The sequence below is a fragment of the Glutamicibacter nicotianae genome (assembly GCF_016907615.1).
GTDB classification, from domain to species: Bacteria; Actinomycetota; Actinomycetes; order Actinomycetales; family Micrococcaceae; genus Glutamicibacter; species Glutamicibacter nicotianae.
The window spans coordinates 2007142-2025225 of the sequence record NZ_JAFBCH010000001.1 but is presented as its reverse complement, the minus strand read 5'-3'; the positions used below and the strand labels follow the sequence as shown (position 1 = coordinate 2025225).

Genomic DNA, 18084 nt, shown 5'->3' with positions numbered 1-18084 from the left:
TGTGCATTTTGTTTGACCGATTTGCCGTTTAGTAACAAGACTAGCTTCAGACTTATTCATTAGTTACATAAGGGGCACAAATCGTGATTCGGGAACAGCTAGCCAAACTGCGTGAACGTCCGCAGGCGAAGGTTCTGGTTGTTGGCGGTGGCATCAACGGAGTTGCAACCTTCCGTTACCTTGCCATGCAGGGGATTGATGTGGCGCTAATCGAGCGGGGCGATTACTGCCAGGGCGCTTCGGGCGCCAGCTCCCACATGATCCATGGTGGCATCCGCTACCTCGAAAACGGCGAGTTCCGTCTGGTTCATGAATCCGTTCAGGAGCGAAACTCGCTGCTGGAAATCGCTCCGCACTATGTGAAGCCGCTGCAGACCACCATCCCGATCTTCTCCACTTTCTCGGGCATCCTCAGCGCACCGATGCGCTTCCTGACCCACAAGTCCGGCAAGCCAACCGAACGCGGCGCAGCGTTGATCAAGGCCGGGCTGATCATGTATGACGTGTTCGCTGGCATCGGCGGACGCAACACCCCTTGGCACAACTTCAAGGCCGGCAAAGCCGCCCGCGAAGATCTGCCGGAACTGCGCGATGACGTGAAGTACACCGCCACCTACTTCGACGCTTCGGTGCACAACCCCGAACGACTGACCCTGGATGTGCTGCGCGAAGGGCTGAACGCCAACGACCAGGCACGAGCCAGCAACTACGTTGAGCTGACCGGAGTCGAATCAGGCACCGCCAAGCTGCGCGACGTGCTCTCCGGCGAAGAATTCGACTTCGACGCCGAGGTCATCATCAACGCAACCGGCGCATGGGTCGATATGACCAACAAGGATCTGGGACGCGAAACCAAGTGGACCGGCGGCACCAAGGGATCGCACATCGTGCTGGACCACCCGGAACTGCTTGCCGCTACCGGCGGGCGCGAGATCTTCTTCGAACATGAAGATGGCCGCATCGTGCTGATTTACCCGATGCTCGGCCGCGTGCTGGTAGGCACCACGGACCTCGAGCACGACATGAACGAACCAGCGGTATGCACCGATGAGGAAGTGGAGTACTTCTTCGACTTGGTGCACCACGTCTTCCCGGGCATCAAGGCCACCGAAGAGCAGATCGTCTACAAGTTCTCCGGCGTCCGCCCGCTCCCCAGCCACGACGATACCGCTCCAGGGTTCGTGTCCCGTGACTACCAGATCAAGGAAACCCGCCTGACAGACACCACCACCATGCTTTCGCTGATCGGCGGCAAGTGGACCACGTTCCGCGCACTGAGCGAAAACCTGGGCGGTAAGGCCCTGGAATTCCTGGGCGCCCGCGAAGTGAAGTCCACCGCCGGGGTGGCCATCGGCGGCGGCAAGAACTTCCCTCGCAACGACGGCGAAGTTGCCGCCTGGTTCGCAGCACGTGAAAGCCGTGCCGGACGCGAACGCCTGCGCATTTTGCTTGAACGCTATGGAACCGGCGCCGACGCGCTGCTCGAGGCCATCGGCGAGAACGAGACCCTGCTGGAGCACACCAAGGAACTGAGCTGCGAAGAATTGGCCTACATGGCCAACTACGAGCAGGTCGGTCGCTTGATCGACGTTTTCATCCGCCGCACCAATCTGGCCTTCCGTGGCCTGGTAACAAAGAATTTGGTGATCGAGGTCGCTAACTGCCTCGCTGATCCGATGGGCTGGGACAAGTCCCAGATCCAAGCCGAGATCGACCATTCTGTCTCGGTCCTTGCAGATGCCCACGGAGTTCTCCTGGATTAATCTGCTCTTGGCCGGCGGCAAATTGCTGCCGGCAGTTGAAATCACCTAAGAGGTCAATGATGTCCACTCACGTGTTTTTCGCCGAGATGCTCGGCACCTTCGTACTATTGCTGATGGGTGGCGGCGTCTGCGCCAATGTCGCCTTGAAAGGCACATTAGGTAGCGCCGCTGGCTGGTTGTCCATCAGCTTCGGCTGGGGCTTTGCTGTTTACTGCGGCGTGTGGGTTGCCGGTATTTCCGGTGCGCACCTGAACCCTGCGGTGACCTTGGGCCTGATGGTCAATAGCGACGTCACCGAATACGCTCCGGGAGTTGCCATCACCTTGGCCAACACCTTGCTGTATTTCCTGGCGCAGTTCATCGGCGCATTCCTTGGTGCCGTGGGCGTCTGGCTGGCCTACAAGAAGCACCTTGATGACCCGCAGAATGCCGGGAACCAGCTGGGCGTCTTCGCAACCGGCCCGGCTATCCGCTCCTACGGATGGAACGTGGTCACCGAGATCTTCGGTACCTTCATTTTGGTCTTCGTGATCGCTGGCCTGGGCAAGACTCCGCACCAGCTGGGCCCACTGGCCGTAGCATTGCTGGTTGTTGCCATCGGCCTGTCCCTGGGTGGAGCCACCGGCTACGCCATCAACCCCTTCCGTGACCTTGCCCCACGCTTAGCGCACCAGTTGCTGCCAATCAAGGGCAAGGGCGGTTCGGACTGGGCTTACTCCTGGGTTCCACTAGCTGGCCCAGCAATCGGCGGTATCCTCGGCGGCGCGCTTGCCGCGGCAATCTTCTAGAAGGAGAGTAGTGAATCATGAGTGAAAAATTCGTTATTGCCATTGACCAGGGAACGACCAGTTCCCGTGCGATCGTCTTCACCCATGCCGGTGAGGTCCACTCGGTAGGGCAGAAGGAACACGAGCAGATTTTCCCAGCCGCCGGATGGGTCGAGCATGATCCAGCTGAAATCTGGAGCAATGTACGCGAAGTGATCGGCCAGGCGCTGTCCAAGGCCAATCTGACCCGTCACGACATTGAGGTTGTCGGCATCACCAACCAGCGCGAAACCGCGGTGGTATGGGATAAGAACACCGGCGAGGCCGTCTACAACGCCATTGTCTGGCAGGACACCCGCACCCAGGACATCGTCGAAGAGCTGGCTGGCGATGAAGGACTTGAACGCTACAAGCAGACCGTGGGCCTGCCGCTGGCCACCTACTTCTCCGGTACCAAGATCAAGTGGATCCTGGACAATGTCGAAGGTGCCCGCGAACGTGCCGAAGCCGGAGACTTGCTCTTCGGCACCACCGACAGCTGGGTTCTGTGGAACCTGACCGGTGGCGTTGACGGCGGCGTGCACGTCACCGACGTGACCAATGCTTCCCGCACCCTGTTCATGGACCTGAAGACCCTGCAGTGGGACGAGAAGATCCTGGCAGACTTCGGCGTGCCGCGCTCGATGATGCCAGAAATCCGTTCCTCCTCCGAGGTCTACGGAACCGTGCACACCAATCAGCTGCTGCGCGAGGTTCCTGTTGCAGGCATCTTGGGTGACCAGCAGGCTGCAACCTTCGGCCAGGCGGCATTCACCGCAGGTACCGCGAAGAACACCTACGGCACCGGCTGCTTCCTGATCTTCAACACCGGCACCGAGATCGTGAACTCGACCAACGGCCTGCTGACCACCATGGCCTACAAGCTGGGTGACGAAGCACCGGTCTACGCTTTGGAAGGCTCGATCGCTGTGGCCGGATCCCTGGTCCAGTGGTTGCGCGATAACATCGGCATGATTTCAAGCGCTCCGGAGATCGAGGCGCTGGCAGCCAAGGTCGAGGACAACGGTGGCGTGTACATCGTTCCAGCTTTCTCCGGGCTGTTCGCACCGTACTGGCGTTCGGATGCCCGCGGCGCGATCGTGGGCCTGACCCGATTTGCGAACAAGAACCACATCGCTCGTGCGGCCCTGGAGGCTACGGCTTTCCAGACCCGTGAGGTTCTGGATGCGGTCAACGCCGATGCTGAGGTTCCACTGACCGAGCTGAAGGTCGATGGCGGCATGGTCGCCAATGAAGCGCTGATGCAGTTCCAGGCCGACATCCTAGGCGTACCAGTGGTCCGTCCGAAGGTCACCGAGACCACCGCGCTGGGTGCCGCCTATGCTGCAGGTCTCGCCGTTGGCTTCTGGAAGGATCTGGGCGAGCTGGAAGCGAACTGGTCCGAGGATACGCGCTGGGAGCCAACCATGGATGAGGCTACGCGTGAGCGCAGCCTGCGCCTGTGGAAGAAGGCTGTTACCCGAACCTTCGACTGGGTCGATGAAGACACCAAGGCCTAGGCCGCTGATGGCCTGATCCGCTGAAAACCGCAAACGCTCGAATCACCGTGATGGTGGTTCGAGCGTTTGCGGTTTAACCCGGAGTCGGATTCAGGCACCGTCAGACGCCAGCGGATCCTCGTTATCATCGTCGGACGCCGGGAAATGCGCTTTAGGAGCGCCGGTAGGGGCGGTGCCGTTGGAAGAATCGCACGTAGCTGAGTTAGTGCGGACGGGGGATTCGCCTGCCTGCCGCGCATCCCAGTAGGTGTTGCGCCGCGGAATCTGTTCGGGGTCCTGGTGTTCGGGCAAAAGCACGTGAGGAAGTCCGTCGACATCGAGAACCTTGAGCTGGCCGGCATGGCGCTTGTGGTGATCTTTGGTGCACATGCCCGCACCGGAGTACACGCTGGTCTCTCCACCATCAGACCAGGCCTTGAGGTAATGATCCATTTCAACTTGATCTGGCGGTGCAGTGCAATCGGGCACGATGCAGCCACGATCCCGGGCCAGGATCGCTTCCCGGATGGGCCCTTGGTGATAGCGCATGCGCCGGCCCATATCCAGCACCTGGCTGTTGCCGCCCAGGACCACCGGAATGATATTTGCCCGCGCCAGCAGCTGGCGCAGTTCTCCCGGTGGGATGTCCACGCCGTTGGCGCTCATTCCGTGCGCATCGGCCAAGTTCTGCAGGTCAGCGTGCCACAGATACACAACGCACTTGGGGATGATGACCTTTCGGTTGCCGCCGGTAAAGGGGGCCCGCAGCAGCGCCATGAATGCGTTCAGCCGGCGAAGGGGCTGATCAGGTTCGGCGGCTGGATCATCGTGCGCTTCAGTATTGGGCGGGTGTTCTTCTCCGTCGGGCTCGTCGGCATCGTCCTCTGATGCTTCTCCGGCCCACGGTGGCATGGGCTGCTCGCTGCGCAACCACTCCGGTACGGGGCCTGGCTCCTGGTTGGCCGAGCTGGAATCTTGTTGTGTGCCAGCTTCAGCTTCGTCGTTCTGCTCAATATCCTCACCGGCGCCCTCGGTCTGCTCTTGAGATGCCTGGCGATCAGCGCGGCCGGCTTCGGTGCGTGGATTGCCGGACTGGGAGCATACAGACTGAATCAGCTGCGCGTCGGTTGCGTTGGTGCGCAGGGAGAAGAAGTGCACGCCGTTTACCACCGGACCGGGGAAGAATCCGAGTTTGGGTGGCAACTGCTTTCCATGAGTTTGCCTGTAGGTCTTGATGGCGGAATTGATCTTCTTCTGAGCCGCTCTGGGGCCCAGATCCTTCAGCGCTTGCGCCGCAAATTCATCCAAGGTGCGGCCATCGTCCCCATGGGCCACCAGTTCGGTAGCAGTGCCCACGAAAGTGGTGTCCTGCGGCTCGAGCTTTTCCAAGCGGCGGGCCGTGCTGGCGATGGCGCGGCGGCTGGCCGTGCCCTGGTCATAGAGCTTGGCGAGTTCGGTGAAGCGCGGTGCGCAGATGCTGCCATCGGGTGTGCGCCGGCCGATGAGCAGGTGGGCGTCGGCGATGCGCCGCTCGGCTTCGAAGTAGGCGATACCCAGCCAGGCTGCCAGCAGTTCTTCCGCGTTCTTATAGCAGCTGCGTCCCTGGATCACAGGAGGTGGACCTGCAAAGAGGTCATCGGTGATGGCGTGGGGATCATCTTCGGGCAGGCGCAGTGCGGCGTAGCTTTCCAGTCTCAGCGCGTGCGCGCCGCTGGCTTGAGCATCAAGGGCTCCGGCGAGCTGGTCGCGATGAAGCTGCTGGGAGAACCGCTCGACCAGCTGCAGTTGCGCCAGGACCAGGCGCGGATCGCCGCTTTGGTGCACGGCCTTGCCCACGGCGGTGAACAGCGCCAGGCACAGATAGCCAAGGCGCAGCAGCACGGCCCCGGACAGCTGGGGCCCGAAGTGCAGTGCTGCCGAACACGCGGTGCGCATGCTGGCGATCAAATGCGGCGTACTCATGGCACCATGATCGAACACTGCAAACGGCTAGATGCGGCGCCTTGACCGGATGTGGATAAGCGCTCAAGCGTGGTGCTGGCCGCTGTGTTCAATCTTGCGCTTCACCGATGCGCGCGTGGGCAGGACAGATGCGATAGAATCGCGATATGAATCCTCAGCGCAACCTCGTATAAGCGCGGCCCGATGGCCGTACCCCCGAGTGGAAATTTGGGGGCTTTTGTTGTGTCTGGAACCAAGAGCAAATTTTCCTATCGGAAATTTTTCCGCAAAGCGTGTGAGAAGAGCAGCGTGACATCATCGACGAACGAACCCAGGACCTACGACTTCAAGGACATCGAGTCCAAGTGGCTTCCGGTGTGGGACGAGCTACAGGTGTTCAAGCCCGCCGATGACGGCAGCCGCGAACGCCGCTACGTGCTGGACATGTTCCCGTACCCCTCGGGCGATTTGCACATGGGCCACGCCGAGGCCTTCGCCATGGGCGACGTCGTCGCTCGCTACTGGCGCCTGCGCGGCTATGACGTGATGCACCCGATCGGCTGGGACTCGTTCGGCCTTCCGGCGGAGAACGCCGCGATCAAGCGCAATGCGCACCCTGCGGAGTGGACCTACAAGAACATCGACACGCAGGCCGCCAGCTTCAAGCGCTACGCGATTTCCGCGGACTGGTCGCGCCGCCTGCACACCTCCGATCCGGAGTACTACCGCTGGACCCAGTGGCTGTTCAACAAGTTCTACGAGAAGGGCCTGGCCTACCGCAAGGACCACCCGGTGAACTGGTGCCCGAAGGACCAGACCGTGCTGGCCAACGAGCAGGTCGTCAACGGCGCGTGCGAACGCTGCGGCACTGCAGTGACCAAGAAGTCGCTGAACCAGTGGTACTTCAAGATCACCGACTACGCCGACCGCCTGCTTGAGGACATGGACCAGCTCAAGGGCCACTGGCCCGAGCGCGTGCTGCTGATGCAGAAGAACTGGATCGGCCGCTCCGAAGGCGCCGAGGTCACCTTCGAGATTGAGGCGCACGAGGATCAGCCGGCGGTGAAGATCCCGGTCTTCACCACCCGCCCGGACACCCTGTACGGCGCGACCTTCATGGTCGTCGCCGCCGATGCCGATCTGGCCGGCGAACTGGTCACCGCTGAGCACCGCGAAGCGCTGGAAGCCTACCAGGAGCAGGTCAAGGCGCTGAGCGAAATCGAGCGCCAGTCCACCGAGCGCGAGAAGACCGGCGTGTTCACCGGGCGTTACGGGATCAACCCGCTGTCGGGGGAGAAGCTGCCGATCTGGGCCGCCGACTACGTGCTGGCCGACTACGGCACCGGCGCGATCATGGCCGTGCCGGCGCACGACCAGCGCGACCTCGACTTCGCGCGCACCTTCGATTTGCCGGTGCGCGTGGTCGTCGACACCGGGGAAGAGGACCCGAACGCCACCGGCATCGCCACCGCCGGCGAGGGCCAGCTGGTGAACTCCGGGCAGCTGGACGGGCTGGGCAAGGCCGAAGCGATCGCCCGCGCCATCGAAATCGTGGAAGCTGCAGGCACCGGCAAGCACACCGTGAACTTCCGCCTGCGCGACTGGCTGCTGAGCCGCCAGCGCTTCTGGGGCACCCCGATCCCGATCATCCACTGCGCGGACTGCGGCGAGGTGCCGGTTCCTGATGATCAGCTGCCGGTGCGTCTGCCGGATAATCTGCGCGGCGAGCAGCTGGCTCCCAAGGGCACCAGCCCGCTGGCCGCAGCTGAGGAATGGGTCAACGTGGCTTGCCCTAAGTGCGGGGCGGATGCCAAGCGCGACACCGACACCATGGACACCTTCGTGGACTCCTCGTGGTACTTCCTGCGCTTCGTCTCCCCGGATTACACCGAAGGGCCATTCGATCCGAAGGCGGTGCGCGACTGGATGCCGGTCGGCCAGTACGTCGGCGGAGTCGAGCATGCGATCCTGCACCTGCTCTACTCGCGCTTCTTCACCAAGGTCATCCACGATTTGGGCCTGATCGAGGCGACCGAGCCGTTCAGCGCGCTGCTGAACCAGGGCCAGGTGCTCAACGGCGGCAAGGCGATGAGCAAGTCGCTGGGCAACGGCGTGGATTTGGGCGAGCAGCTGGACAAGTTCGGCGTGGACGCGGTGCGGTTGACCATGGTCTTCGCCTCCCCGCCGGAGGACGACGTGGACTGGGCCGATGTGTCGCCATCGGGCTCGCAGAAGTTCCTGGCCCGCGCCTGGCGCATCGCCCAGGATGTGGCCAGCGAACCAGGCGTCGACTACGCGGCAGGAGACAAGGCGCTGCGCCAGGTCACCCACCGCACCGTGCACGAGGCCGCGCAGCTGCTGGACTCGGGCAAGTTCAACGTGGTCATCGCCAAGGCCATGGAGCTGGTCAACGCCAGCCGCAAGACCATCGACTCCGGCGCCGGCGCAGCCGACCCGGCAGTGCGCGAAGCCGCCACGGTTCTCGCCCAGCTGCTGAGCATGTTCGCTCCGTACACCGCCGAGGACATGTGGGAAGCGCTGGGCTACGCCCCGAGCGTGGTCACCAGCGCGTGGCCGCAGGTCGACGAGTCGCTGCTGGTCGATGACACCATCACCGCGGTCGTACAGATCAAGGGCAAGGTGCGCGCGCGCCTGGAAGTGCCCGTGGACATTACCGAGGATGAGCTGCGCGAGCAGGCGCTGGCCCACGAGTCGGTGATCCGGATGCTCGATGGCAAGGACCCGCTGAAGGTCATCGTGCGAGCGCCGAAGCTGGTGAACGTGGTCCCCGCACCGTAAGCTCAGCTCATGACTGAACGCCAGAAAAGCTCGCGCGCGGGCTGGCTGCCCAAGTGGCTGGCCCCGCGCGGGCTTTCGCGTACCCGCATCGGGGTGGTCTCCGATTCGGCGTCTTGCCTGCCCGAGGCCTTTGCGCGGCATGCCGACTTCATCGAGGTGCCGATCCCGATCATCGTGGACAACCACGTGCAAGGCGAGGACCTGCAGGCGCTGATGATGGGCCTGGCCATGGGCAAGGCGGTGAAAACCTCCCGCCCGGCACCCGGCGAGTTCGAACGCGCCTACCGCCAGCTGCTGGACGCCGGCTGCGAATCGGTCATCTCGATCCACATGTCCGGGGCGCTGTCGGGCACCGTGGACGCCGCCCGCCTGGCCGCGCGCAGCTTCGACGCACCCATCGCGGTGGTCGACACGCGCACCGTCTGCCTGCCCCAGGGCTTCGCCGTGGCCGATGTGCTGGTCGCGCGCGACGCCGGCGCCCCGCTGGAAATGCTCGAGCAGATCGCCCGCACCGCCACCGCCAACTCCGTGTACTTCGCGGTGCCCAGCCTGGAGCAGCTGCGCCGCGGCGGCCGGATCAGCGCGCTGTCCTCGGTTCTCGGCAGCCTGCTGAACTTCAAGCCCATCCTCGGGATTGCCGAAGGCGCGATCGCCGCCCTGGAAAAGCCGCGTTCCTTCGCGCGCGCCACCGCGCGGCTGGTCTCGCTGGCCTTGCGCGACGCCCGCGGCGCCACAGGCGAGGTGCGCCTGGGCGTGATGCATTTCGGCGCCGAGGAACTGGCCGAGGAGATCGCCACCGAGCTGGCCCCGTTCAGCGCCGAGCCGGTCGTGGTCGAATCGCTGCCAGCGGTGCTGGCCGCGCATACCGGGATCGGCGTGATCGCCGTGTGCGTCGCTCCGCTGAATCCACAACCGGAATCCATTCTGGACAGCCAGCCCGTCCCTTAGCCCAGACTGTGGCCCATGGGCCGCCACGACTTCTTCAGCAAGTACGCGCCACGTCCCGGCCGCTTGAGGTTCGCGATCTCGCGTGTGGCCGTGCTGGTGCTGGTCATCGTGGTGCTCGCCTGGATCGCGATCTCCATCCTGCTTGCGCCACCGCCGGTAGCCCAGGAGCTTGAAACGGTTCCGCTGGTGTCCGATCCCTCCGCATCGGCTCCGGGGAACCAGCTGTCCACGAGCCCGGCCGGTCCCGGGGTCACGGTCCATGTGGTCGGAGCGGTGAAGGAGCCCGGCGTCTACACGCTGCCCGCGGATTCGCGGATCACCGACGCGGTCGAGGCTGCCGGCGGCCTGGCCAAGGGCGCGCAGGCGCAGCTGGTGAATCTGGCAGCCAAGCTGGTCGACGGCCAGCAGATCATCCTTCCCGGCACCGAGACCGGCAAGGACCTCCCAGCGGCACCGAGCGCCACGGCCGGCGGGAAGATCTCGCTGAACACCGCCGATGCGCAGACCCTGCAGGAGCTTCCGGGGATCGGCCCGGCCCTGGCCGGCAGGATCATCGACTTCCGCACCGAGAACGGCCCCTTCACCTCCGTAGAGGAGCTGGATGCGGTCTCCGGCATCGGCCCGGCGCTGCTGGGGCAGCTGAGCGAGCTGGTGGTCCCGTGAACACCGATTTCCGGGGCCTGTGGCTGCTGGCCGGGGCCTGGACCGCCGCCTATTTCAGCCTCCCGGCCTGGCTGCTGTGGTTGCTGTCGGCGCTGCTCGCCTTTCTGCTGTTCCTGCTCATGCGTCCCCGGCACGACCGCGCCTACGCCGCACCGTGGTTCACCGGTCCGATCATCCTGCTGCTGGGAATGGTCGCGGTCAGCAGCCTGTCGTTCACCGACCCCCAATGCCGGCTGCCCGGCGCTCCCGAGCAGCAGCGCCGCGCTGTCGTGCGTTTCCAGGACCTGGCATCCGCGCAGGGCCTGGGAAGTACCGCGGGCCGGGCGGAAATCCAGCGCTACTGGGACGATGGCCAATGGGTGGCATGCCAGGTGCCGGTCTACCTGAGCGTGGATTTCGGGCTGCCTGCCAACGCCGGGCAGTTCGAGGCCATCCTCGATTTGGACGCCGCGGATGCCGGATCTTTCGACTGGTGGGCGCAGGCCGCCAGCGAGCCGCAGGTCAGTTCTTGGGCGGAACCGACTGCAGCCGACCTGCTCAAGGAACGCTTCACCCTCAGCCTTCGCGACTTGCCTGGCAATGCCCAAGCGCTGCTACCCGGAATGCTCTACGGCGACCGCTCCGGGCAGGATGAAGCGCTGGGCGAGGCGATGAGATCCAGCGGGCTGAGCCATCTCACCGCCGTGAGCGGCTCGAATATCGCGCTGATCGGGGCCATCGTGCTGGTCCTTTTTCGGCTGTTCTCGGTTCCGCGCGCCCCCAGCGCGATCCTGATGATTGGCGTAGTCGGGCTTTTCGCCTGGTTCGTCGGGCCGGATCCCAGCGTGCTGCGCGCCAGCCTGATGGGCAGCATTGCGGCGGTTTCGGTACTGCTCGGCCGCGGCCAGGGCTCATTGGGGATTCTGTGCCTGAGCGGAACAGCCTTGCTGGCCATGGATCGAAGCCTGGGCGCCGAACCGGCCTTTGCCCTGTCGGTGCTGGCAACCTTGGGCATCATCATGCTCTCGCCGGCGCTGACCGAAATCCTGCTCCACATCATGCCGGCCTGGCTGGCGGAGCTGACCGCCATCTGCTGTGCCGCGCAATTCACCTGCCTGCCGGTGGTGATCGCATTGAATTCGGATTTCAGCCTGTACTCGCTGCCCGCGAATCTCCTGGTGGCGCCGTTGCTGCCGTTGATTACCGCGCTCGGAATGATCTGCCTGTTGCTGTGCACCCCGTGGCCGGGATTGGAATCGGTGCTGATCTGGGTGCCCGGGCTGCCAGCCGAAGCTATCGGCAAGGTTGCCCATGTCGTCTCCGGGCTGCCGGGTGCTGCCCGTCCATGGCCGGAAGGACTGCCGGGAATCCTGCTGGCGGCCACGCTGTCGCTTGCGCTGTGCTCGCTGCTGGTGCTGGGACGTGAAACCGAACGGCTGCGCGTGCGCCAGGTCTCGCTCGGCGTGCTGGGCGCGATCATGGTCTTCGCCGTGGCGCTCATTGTGCCTGCAACCCTGTTCTATCGGGAAGATGTTGCCACGGATTGGAGCATCGCCATGTGCGATGTGGGGCAGGGCGATGCGTTCGTCATCAATCTGGGGGATGCCGAAGGTTGGCTGATCGATACTGGGCCGCCGGATAGCGGATTGCTGCTGTGCCTGGACCGGCTGGGCATCACCACCCTGGGCAAGGTCTTCATCACGCATACGCACAGCGACCATTTCGGCGCCATCCGGGAACTGGAGGAGTCGAAGGTGCGGATCGGGGACCGCTTGGTCTCGACCGGATTCGATCTGGAACTCTGGCCCGGGGCTCGGGTGCTGGAGCCTGGTACGCGGCAGACTGCGGGGGAGGTGAGCTTCGAAGTCGTGGGTCCCGAGGCTCGGTACGCGCAATACGCCGAGCCCAACGACACGTCGCTGGTCATCCGGTTCAGCTTTTCCACCCAGAGTGGTACCGTCGATTTCTTTGCCGCCGGGGATATGGAGACCGAAGCGATGGATCGCCTGCTGCGGCTGCATCCGCAAGGCCAGGCCGCAATCTTGAAGGCTTCGCACCATGGCGCGCGCAACGGCGGCACACAGATCATTGAGCAGATCCATCCGCAGATCCTGCTGGTCTCCGCCGGGAAGGACAACTCCTATGGCCACCCGCACCCGGAAACATTGGAAATGGCCAAGCGGATCGGCGCGACAGTGCTGCGCACCGACCAATCCGGTACCGTACTGCTCACATTTACCGGCCAGGGCATCCGTGGTACCTCCCTTGGTACTCCGGTTCGGTAGGATCAATATATCGACCGATGCACTAAGGAGCTCGATGGCACGCGCCCAAGCAAATCCGGGTATCTCATGGCGGGAACTGCGCCCGCAACCGCTGATCCTGTTGACCGGTTCAGAAGATTACCTCGCTTCACGCGCCTTCGAGCTGCTGCGCTCCCAAGCCGGCCAGCGGGACGACATCCAGCACACGCGTCTTGACGCGTCCAAGTACGAGCCGGGAGAGCTGCTCATGGCCACCAGCTCCTCGCTGTTCTCCACCGCCAATCTGGTCGAGGTCCACGAACTGGCGCACATGAACGAGTACTTCCTCAAGGATGCGATGGCCTATCTGCAGGACCAGGCACCCGAGAATGTGCTGATCATGCATTATTCGGGCGGCACCCGCGGCAAGAAGCTGATAGACGCGATCAAGGCCGCCGGCGCGGTGGTCGTCAACTGCCAGCCGGTGAAGAAGGACTCCGAGAAGATCGACTTCGTCCAGTCCGAATTCAAGGCAGCCAAGCGCCGGATTACCAATGACGCGGTCAAGGCCCTCGTTGCCGCAGTCGGCAATTCGCTGGCAGAGCTCGGTTCGAGCTGCTCCCAGCTGATCGCCGACACCACGGGAACGATTGACCAGGATACCGTTGACAAGTACTACGGGGGGCGGGTCGAAGCGACCGCGTTCAAGGTGGCCGATGCGGCGATTTCGGGCAATGCCCAGCTCGCGCTGCGCACCTTGCGCCACGCGCTGGGTACCGGAACCGACCCGATTCCCATTGTGGCCACCTTGGCGATGAAGGTCCGCCAGATCGCCAAGGTCGCGGGCGTGAATGAACCTGCTGCTGCCCTGGCCTCCGAATTGGGGATGGCTCCGTGGCAGGTGCAGCAGGCGCAGCAGCAGGCTCGCGGCTGGAAGCGCGGCGATCTGGCCCTGTGCGTCGAGGAAATCGCGAATACCGACCGCATGGTCAAGGGCGGCAGCCGTTCACCCGGATACGCCCTGGAACACGCCATCATGTTTATTGCTGGCAAGGCACCAAGCCGCTGATCCCTGTCGGATTCAGGTGGGGGCGCGCACGATGCATTCGTGCGCGCCCCCACTGTGTCCGCTTCCGCGAAGTCTGCCACGCGTCCCTGATCCGGGAAAGCCGCGAAAAGCAGTTTTGGGCAAAACAAAACCCCCGCACTCGATGAGCGCGGGGGAGTTGATGAAGTCTAAGCTCGGCTTAGAGGGCGTTAACCTTCTTGGCGATGGCCGACTTGCGGTTAGCAGCGTTGTTCTTGTGCAGAACACCCTTGCTTACAGCCTTGTCGAGCTTCTTGCCAGCCAGGCGCAGCGCCTCGGTTGCCTTGTCCTTGTCGCCGGCGGCGATTGCCTCGTTGACGTTGCGGATCACGGTCTTGACCTCGGAACGGACAGCTACGTTACGCAGACGTGCCTTCTCGTTGGTCAGGTTACGCTTCTTCTGGGACTTGATGTTAGCCACTTTAATAAACTCTCTCGTTTATCGTTTTATACGGTCGGTAGAGGGTTCATCCTCCAGGCCATCGACTGAGCGGTGTGGGGCACCTATGGCGACCCGAAGGGGGCGTGTTGCCCAACCTGCGCAACACACAAGGATTAACTCTATCAGATACAGAGCCCGGCAACGAGTGCCTATGCGAGTTCGTTTAGGGCGTTCACCACATTCGAGAAGCGTTCGCGGTCCAGAATGGCGCCTTCGCGGCGAACACCCCGTTCGTCTACTCGAATGATGCGATCAAGCTTGACCTCACTAGGGCGACGCTCGCGGTCCCAGTCCCCGGTACCAATATCCATGTAATTCCGATCGCGGTGACCCGGATTATTCCGGTCCTTGCTGGTTAGCATGAGCCCGAGCAGCCAACCGCTATCGCGTCCAACAATCAGCACCGGTCGATCTTTGCCTCTCGAATAGTCTTCTTCATAAGGAACCCAGGTCCAAACGATCTCGCCTGGATCAGCATTGCCATCCTTGGACGGGTTGTACTCGTAGTGAACCTTGCCACGGTAATCGCCCGGGTATCCGGCACCCCTTGGCACATGCTGCACGGTGGATGCTGCTGGAGATTCTCCACTAGCACTCCGATTCCAACCGTTCGGGCGATTGCGAGCTGGGGAACTGCCGGTCGAATTCGCGCGGATCTTGTTGATTTCCTTGATCGCGCGCATGACCATGCTAAATATCTTCTGCGGATTCAGTGCCATGCACGACAAACTACCAGTTCTAAGCTGTCGAAATATGTGATGACGCGGAAATCATGACAGAATGGAAGCTAATCCAACTATGTCTTTTAGTCAGCTAGTGAGGTCTGTTTAGGTGTCTCCATTGGCCCGCACCGCTCAGGTGCCTGCCGCGACCGATCCGTCGCTCATCCGTAATTTCTGCATTATTGCCCATATCGACCACGGCAAGTCGACCCTGGCCGACCGGATGCTGCAGCTGACCGGCGTTGTTGCTGCCCGCGACATGAAGGCCCAGTACCTCGACCGCATGGACATCGAGCGCGAACGCGGCATCACCATCAAGTCCCAGGCCGTGCGCATGCCCTGGGCCGCCGAGGACGGCACGACGTACGCGCTGAACATGATCGATACCCCGGGGCACGTCGACTTCACCTATGAAGTGTCGCGTTCGCTGGCCGCCTGCGAAGGCGCGATCCTGCTGGTCGACGCCGCCCAGGGCATCGAAGCCCAAACCCTGGCGAATTTGTACTTGGCGATTGAGGGCGATCTGACGATCATCCCGGTGCTGAACAAGATCGACCTGCCCAACGCGCAGCCGGAGAAGTACGCCGCCGAGATCGCCAACCTGATCGGTTGCGAGCCCGAAGACGTGCTGAAGGTCTCGGGCAAGACCGGCGAAGGCGTCGAGGCGTTGCTTGACGAAGTCATCAAGCAGCTGCCGCCGCCGGTCGGCGAAGCCGACGCACCGGCCCGTGCGATGATCTTCGACTCCGTCTATGACACCTACCGCGGAGTGGTCACCTACGTCCGCGTGGTCGACGGCAAGCTCACTCCTCGTGAGAAGATCCAGATGATGTCCACCGGCACCACCCACGAGCTGCTGGAAATCGGCGTATCCTCGCCGAACCCCGAGCCCACCAAGGGCCTGGGCGTCGGCGAGGTAGGCTACCTGATCACCGGCGTGAAGGACGTGCGCCAGTCCAAGGTCGGCGATACCGTCACCAACTCGCTCAAGCCGGCCAGCGAATCCCTGGGCGGCTACGAAGAAGCCAAGCCGATGGTCTTCTCCGGCCTGTACCCGATGGACGGGACCGACTACCCGGCACTGCGTGATGCGCTGGACAAGCTGCAGCTCAACGATGCCGCACTGACCTACGAGCCGGAAACGTCCGTCGCACTGGGCTTCGGCTTCCGCGTGGGCTTCCTGGGCCTGCTGCACCTGGAAATCACCCGCCAGCGCCTGGAATCCGAATTCAACCTGGACCTGATCTCCACCGCGCCGAACGTGGTGTACGAGGTCATGGGCGAAGACAAGCAGATGATGACGGTGACCAACCCTTCGGAATTCCCCGATGGGAAGATCCTCGAGGTGCATGAGCCGATGGTCGCCGCCACCATCCTGGCGCCGAGCGAATTCATCGGTGCGGTCATGGAGCTGTGCCAGTCCCGCCGCGGCACCATGCGCGGGATGGACTACCTCTCCGAGGACCGCGTGGAAATGCGCTACCACCTGCCGCTGGCCGAGATCGTGTTCGACTTCTTCGACCAGCTCAAGTCCAAGACCCGCGGCTACGCTTCGCTGGACTGGAAGGCCGACGGCGAGCAGGTTGCAGACCTGGTCAAGGTCGACATCCTGCTCCAGGGCGACCAGGTGGACGCATTCTCCGCAATCACCCACCGCGACAAGGCCTACTCCTACGGCACCATGATGACCACGAAGCTGCGCGAGCTGATCCCGCGCCAGCAGTTCGAGGTGCCGATCCAGGCAGCCATCGGTTCGCGCATCATTGCCCGCGAGAACATCCGCGCCATCCGCAAGGACGTGCTTGCCAAGTGCTACGGCGGCGACATCAGCCGCAAGCGCAAGCTGCTGGAAAAGCAGAAGGAAGGCAAGAAGCGCATGAAGATGGTCGGCCGCGTGGAGGTCCCGCAGGAAGCCTTCATTGCAGCGCTGTCCACCGACGAGCCGAAAAAGAAGTAAATGCCTTCAGTTCTGCCTGACGGCGATCCGGCTCCGGCCGATGGTCTGCTCCCTGCCTCATGCGCGCATGAGGCACAGGAGCGGACCATGTCCTTTTATGTGCATATCCCGTTTTGCACCGTCCGTTGCGGCTACTGCGATTTCAACACGTACACCGCCACGGAGCTGGGCTCCGGTTCCAGCCAAGCGACCTACGCTGCCACCGTCAGCAAGGAAATCAGCTTCGCCCGCGAGGTGATGGACCGTTCGGGCCAGCCGGATCGCAAAATCGAGACCGTCTTCTTCGGAGGCGGCACTCCCACATTGCTGCCCGCCGGCGACCTGGTTTCGGTGCTCGGCAGGATCCGCGACGAATTCGGCCTGAAGCCAGGAGCAGAAATCACCACCGAGGCCAACCCTGATTCGGTGACCCGCGAGAGCCTGCAGGAGCTGGCCGATGGCGGTTTCACCCGGGTGTCCTTCGGCATGCAGTCGGCGGTGCCGCATGTGCTCAAGGTGCTGGAGCGCACCCATGATCCGAAGCGGGTTCCGCAAGCGGTTGCCTGGGCGCGCGAAGCCGGCCTGGATGTCAGTGTGGATCTGATTTATGGCACACCGGGGGAGAGCCTTGAGGATTGGCGCACCAGTATCGAAGCCGCGCTGAGCTACGAGCCTGATCATATTTCGGCCTACGCGCTGATCATCGAGGAGGGCACCAAGCTCGCGGCCCAGATCCGCCGCGGCCAGGTGCCCAACATCGACGATGACGATCATGCCGAAAAGTACCAGATGGCCGATGAGATGTTTGCCGCGGCCGGTTTCTCCTGGTACGAGGTCAGCAACTGGGCCAAGACCGCGGCCAATGCGTGCCAGCACAACATCGCCTACTGGAAGGGCGGCGACTGGTGGGGTGCAGGCCCTGGCGCGCATTCGCACGTTGGCGGACTGCGCTGGTGGAATGTGAAGCATCCAGCCGCCTATCAGCAGCGGATCGACGCCGGAATTTCGCCGGGACACGGCCGCGAGTACCCGGATGCCCAAGCCGTGCAGCTGGAACGCACCATGCTGCTGACCCGCTTGAGCTCTGGAATGCAGATCAGCGAGCTCGATGAGACCGGACGCAAGAAGATTGCCGGTTTGCTCGCAGACGAGCTGATTGATGCCAAGGCAGCATTCTCCGGGACCTTGGTGTTAACGCAGCGAGGCCGGCTCCTGGCCGACCTCGTGGTGCGTAAACTGCTTGATTTCTGAGACTG

At 63.1% G+C, this 18084-nt stretch carries 13 protein-coding genes; 10 read left to right on the top strand and 3 right to left on the bottom strand.

Annotated elements, in window-relative coordinates; genetic code table 11:
* Nucleotides 1-83 precede the first annotated feature (83 nt).
* The 3 genes from JOE62_RS09685 to glpK are packed head-to-tail and all read left to right on the top strand — an operon-like array spanning nucleotide 84 to nucleotide 4089.
* Nucleotides 84-1763, top strand: a complete 1680-nt coding sequence (locus tag JOE62_RS09685) for an FAD-dependent oxidoreductase (protein ID WP_204722193.1) — start codon at nucleotides 84-86, stop codon at nucleotides 1761-1763.
* 59 nt (nucleotides 1764-1822) lie between these two features.
* Nucleotides 1823-2551 (top strand): MIP/aquaporin family protein, encoded by a 729-nt coding sequence (locus JOE62_RS09680; protein ID WP_204723272.1) that lies wholly within the window; start codon nucleotides 1823-1825, stop codon nucleotides 2549-2551.
* Between the two features lie 17 nt (nucleotides 2552-2568).
* On the top strand, nucleotides 2569-4089 hold the full coding sequence (gene glpK, locus JOE62_RS09675; protein WP_204722192.1) for a glycerol kinase GlpK: 1521 nt from the start codon (nucleotides 2569-2571) through the stop codon (nucleotides 4087-4089).
* Between the two features lie 90 nt (nucleotides 4090-4179).
* Here the strand turns inward: glpK and JOE62_RS09670 are convergent, their stop codons facing one another.
* Entirely contained in the window at nucleotides 4180-6030 is a 1851-nt protein-coding gene (locus JOE62_RS09670; protein WP_204722190.1) for an HNH endonuclease, read from the bottom strand.
* Between the two features lie 288 nt (nucleotides 6031-6318).
* On the opposite strand from JOE62_RS09670, the gene leuS reads away from it, so the two are divergent.
* From leuS to holA, 5 genes are read left to right on the top strand one after another with little or no spacing between them, the layout of a single operon-like run.
* Entirely contained in the window at nucleotides 6319-8808 is a 2490-nt protein-coding gene (leuS, locus tag JOE62_RS09665) for a leucine--tRNA ligase (RefSeq protein ID WP_204722188.1), read from the top strand.
* Between the two features lie 9 nt (nucleotides 8809-8817).
* Nucleotides 8818-9756, top strand: a complete 939-nt coding sequence (locus tag JOE62_RS09660) for a DegV family protein (protein ID WP_204722187.1) — start codon at nucleotides 8818-8820, stop codon at nucleotides 9754-9756.
* A 15-nt stretch (nucleotides 9757-9771) separates the two neighbouring features.
* The gene (locus JOE62_RS09655) at nucleotides 9772-10419 is read left to right on the top strand and encodes a ComEA family DNA-binding protein (RefSeq protein ID WP_204722185.1); all 648 of its coding nucleotides are present in this window, start codon (nucleotides 9772-9774) and stop codon (nucleotides 10417-10419) included.
* On the top strand, nucleotides 10416-12683 hold the full coding sequence (locus JOE62_RS09650) for a ComEC/Rec2 family competence protein (RefSeq protein WP_204722183.1): 2268 nt from the start codon (nucleotides 10416-10418) through the stop codon (nucleotides 12681-12683). Before JOE62_RS09655 ends, JOE62_RS09650 begins: the two co-directional genes overlap by 4 nt.
* A 34-nt stretch (nucleotides 12684-12717) precedes the next feature.
* Nucleotides 12718-13710 (top strand): DNA polymerase III subunit delta, encoded by a 993-nt coding sequence (holA, locus tag JOE62_RS09645; protein ID WP_204722181.1) that lies wholly within the window; start codon nucleotides 12718-12720, stop codon nucleotides 13708-13710.
* Nucleotides 13711-13888: 178 nt separating this feature from the next.
* Here the strand turns inward: holA and rpsT are convergent, their stop codons facing one another.
* Nucleotides 13889-14149, bottom strand: a complete 261-nt coding sequence (gene rpsT / locus JOE62_RS09640; RefSeq protein ID WP_038991103.1) for a 30S ribosomal protein S20 — start codon at nucleotides 14147-14149, stop codon at nucleotides 13889-13891.
* Between the two features lie 170 nt (nucleotides 14150-14319).
* Complete coding sequence (locus JOE62_RS09635) at nucleotides 14320-14889, bottom strand: type II toxin-antitoxin system PemK/MazF family toxin (RefSeq protein ID WP_204722179.1); 570 nt, start codon at nucleotides 14887-14889, stop codon at nucleotides 14320-14322.
* Nucleotides 14890-15001: 112 nt separating this feature from the next.
* Here JOE62_RS09635 and lepA point away from each other — a divergent pair, with 112 nt between their 5' ends.
* Both lepA and hemW read left to right on the top strand, forming a co-directional pair.
* A complete protein-coding gene (lepA, locus tag JOE62_RS09630) occupies nucleotides 15002-16849 on the top strand; it encodes a translation elongation factor 4 (protein WP_204722177.1) in 1848 nt (615 codons plus the stop codon).
* Complete coding sequence (gene hemW, locus JOE62_RS09625) at nucleotides 16850-18079, top strand: radical SAM family heme chaperone HemW (RefSeq protein ID WP_204722175.1); 1230 nt, start codon at nucleotides 16850-16852, stop codon at nucleotides 18077-18079. It begins immediately after the preceding gene.
* Nucleotides 18080-18084: the final 5 nt, after the last annotated feature.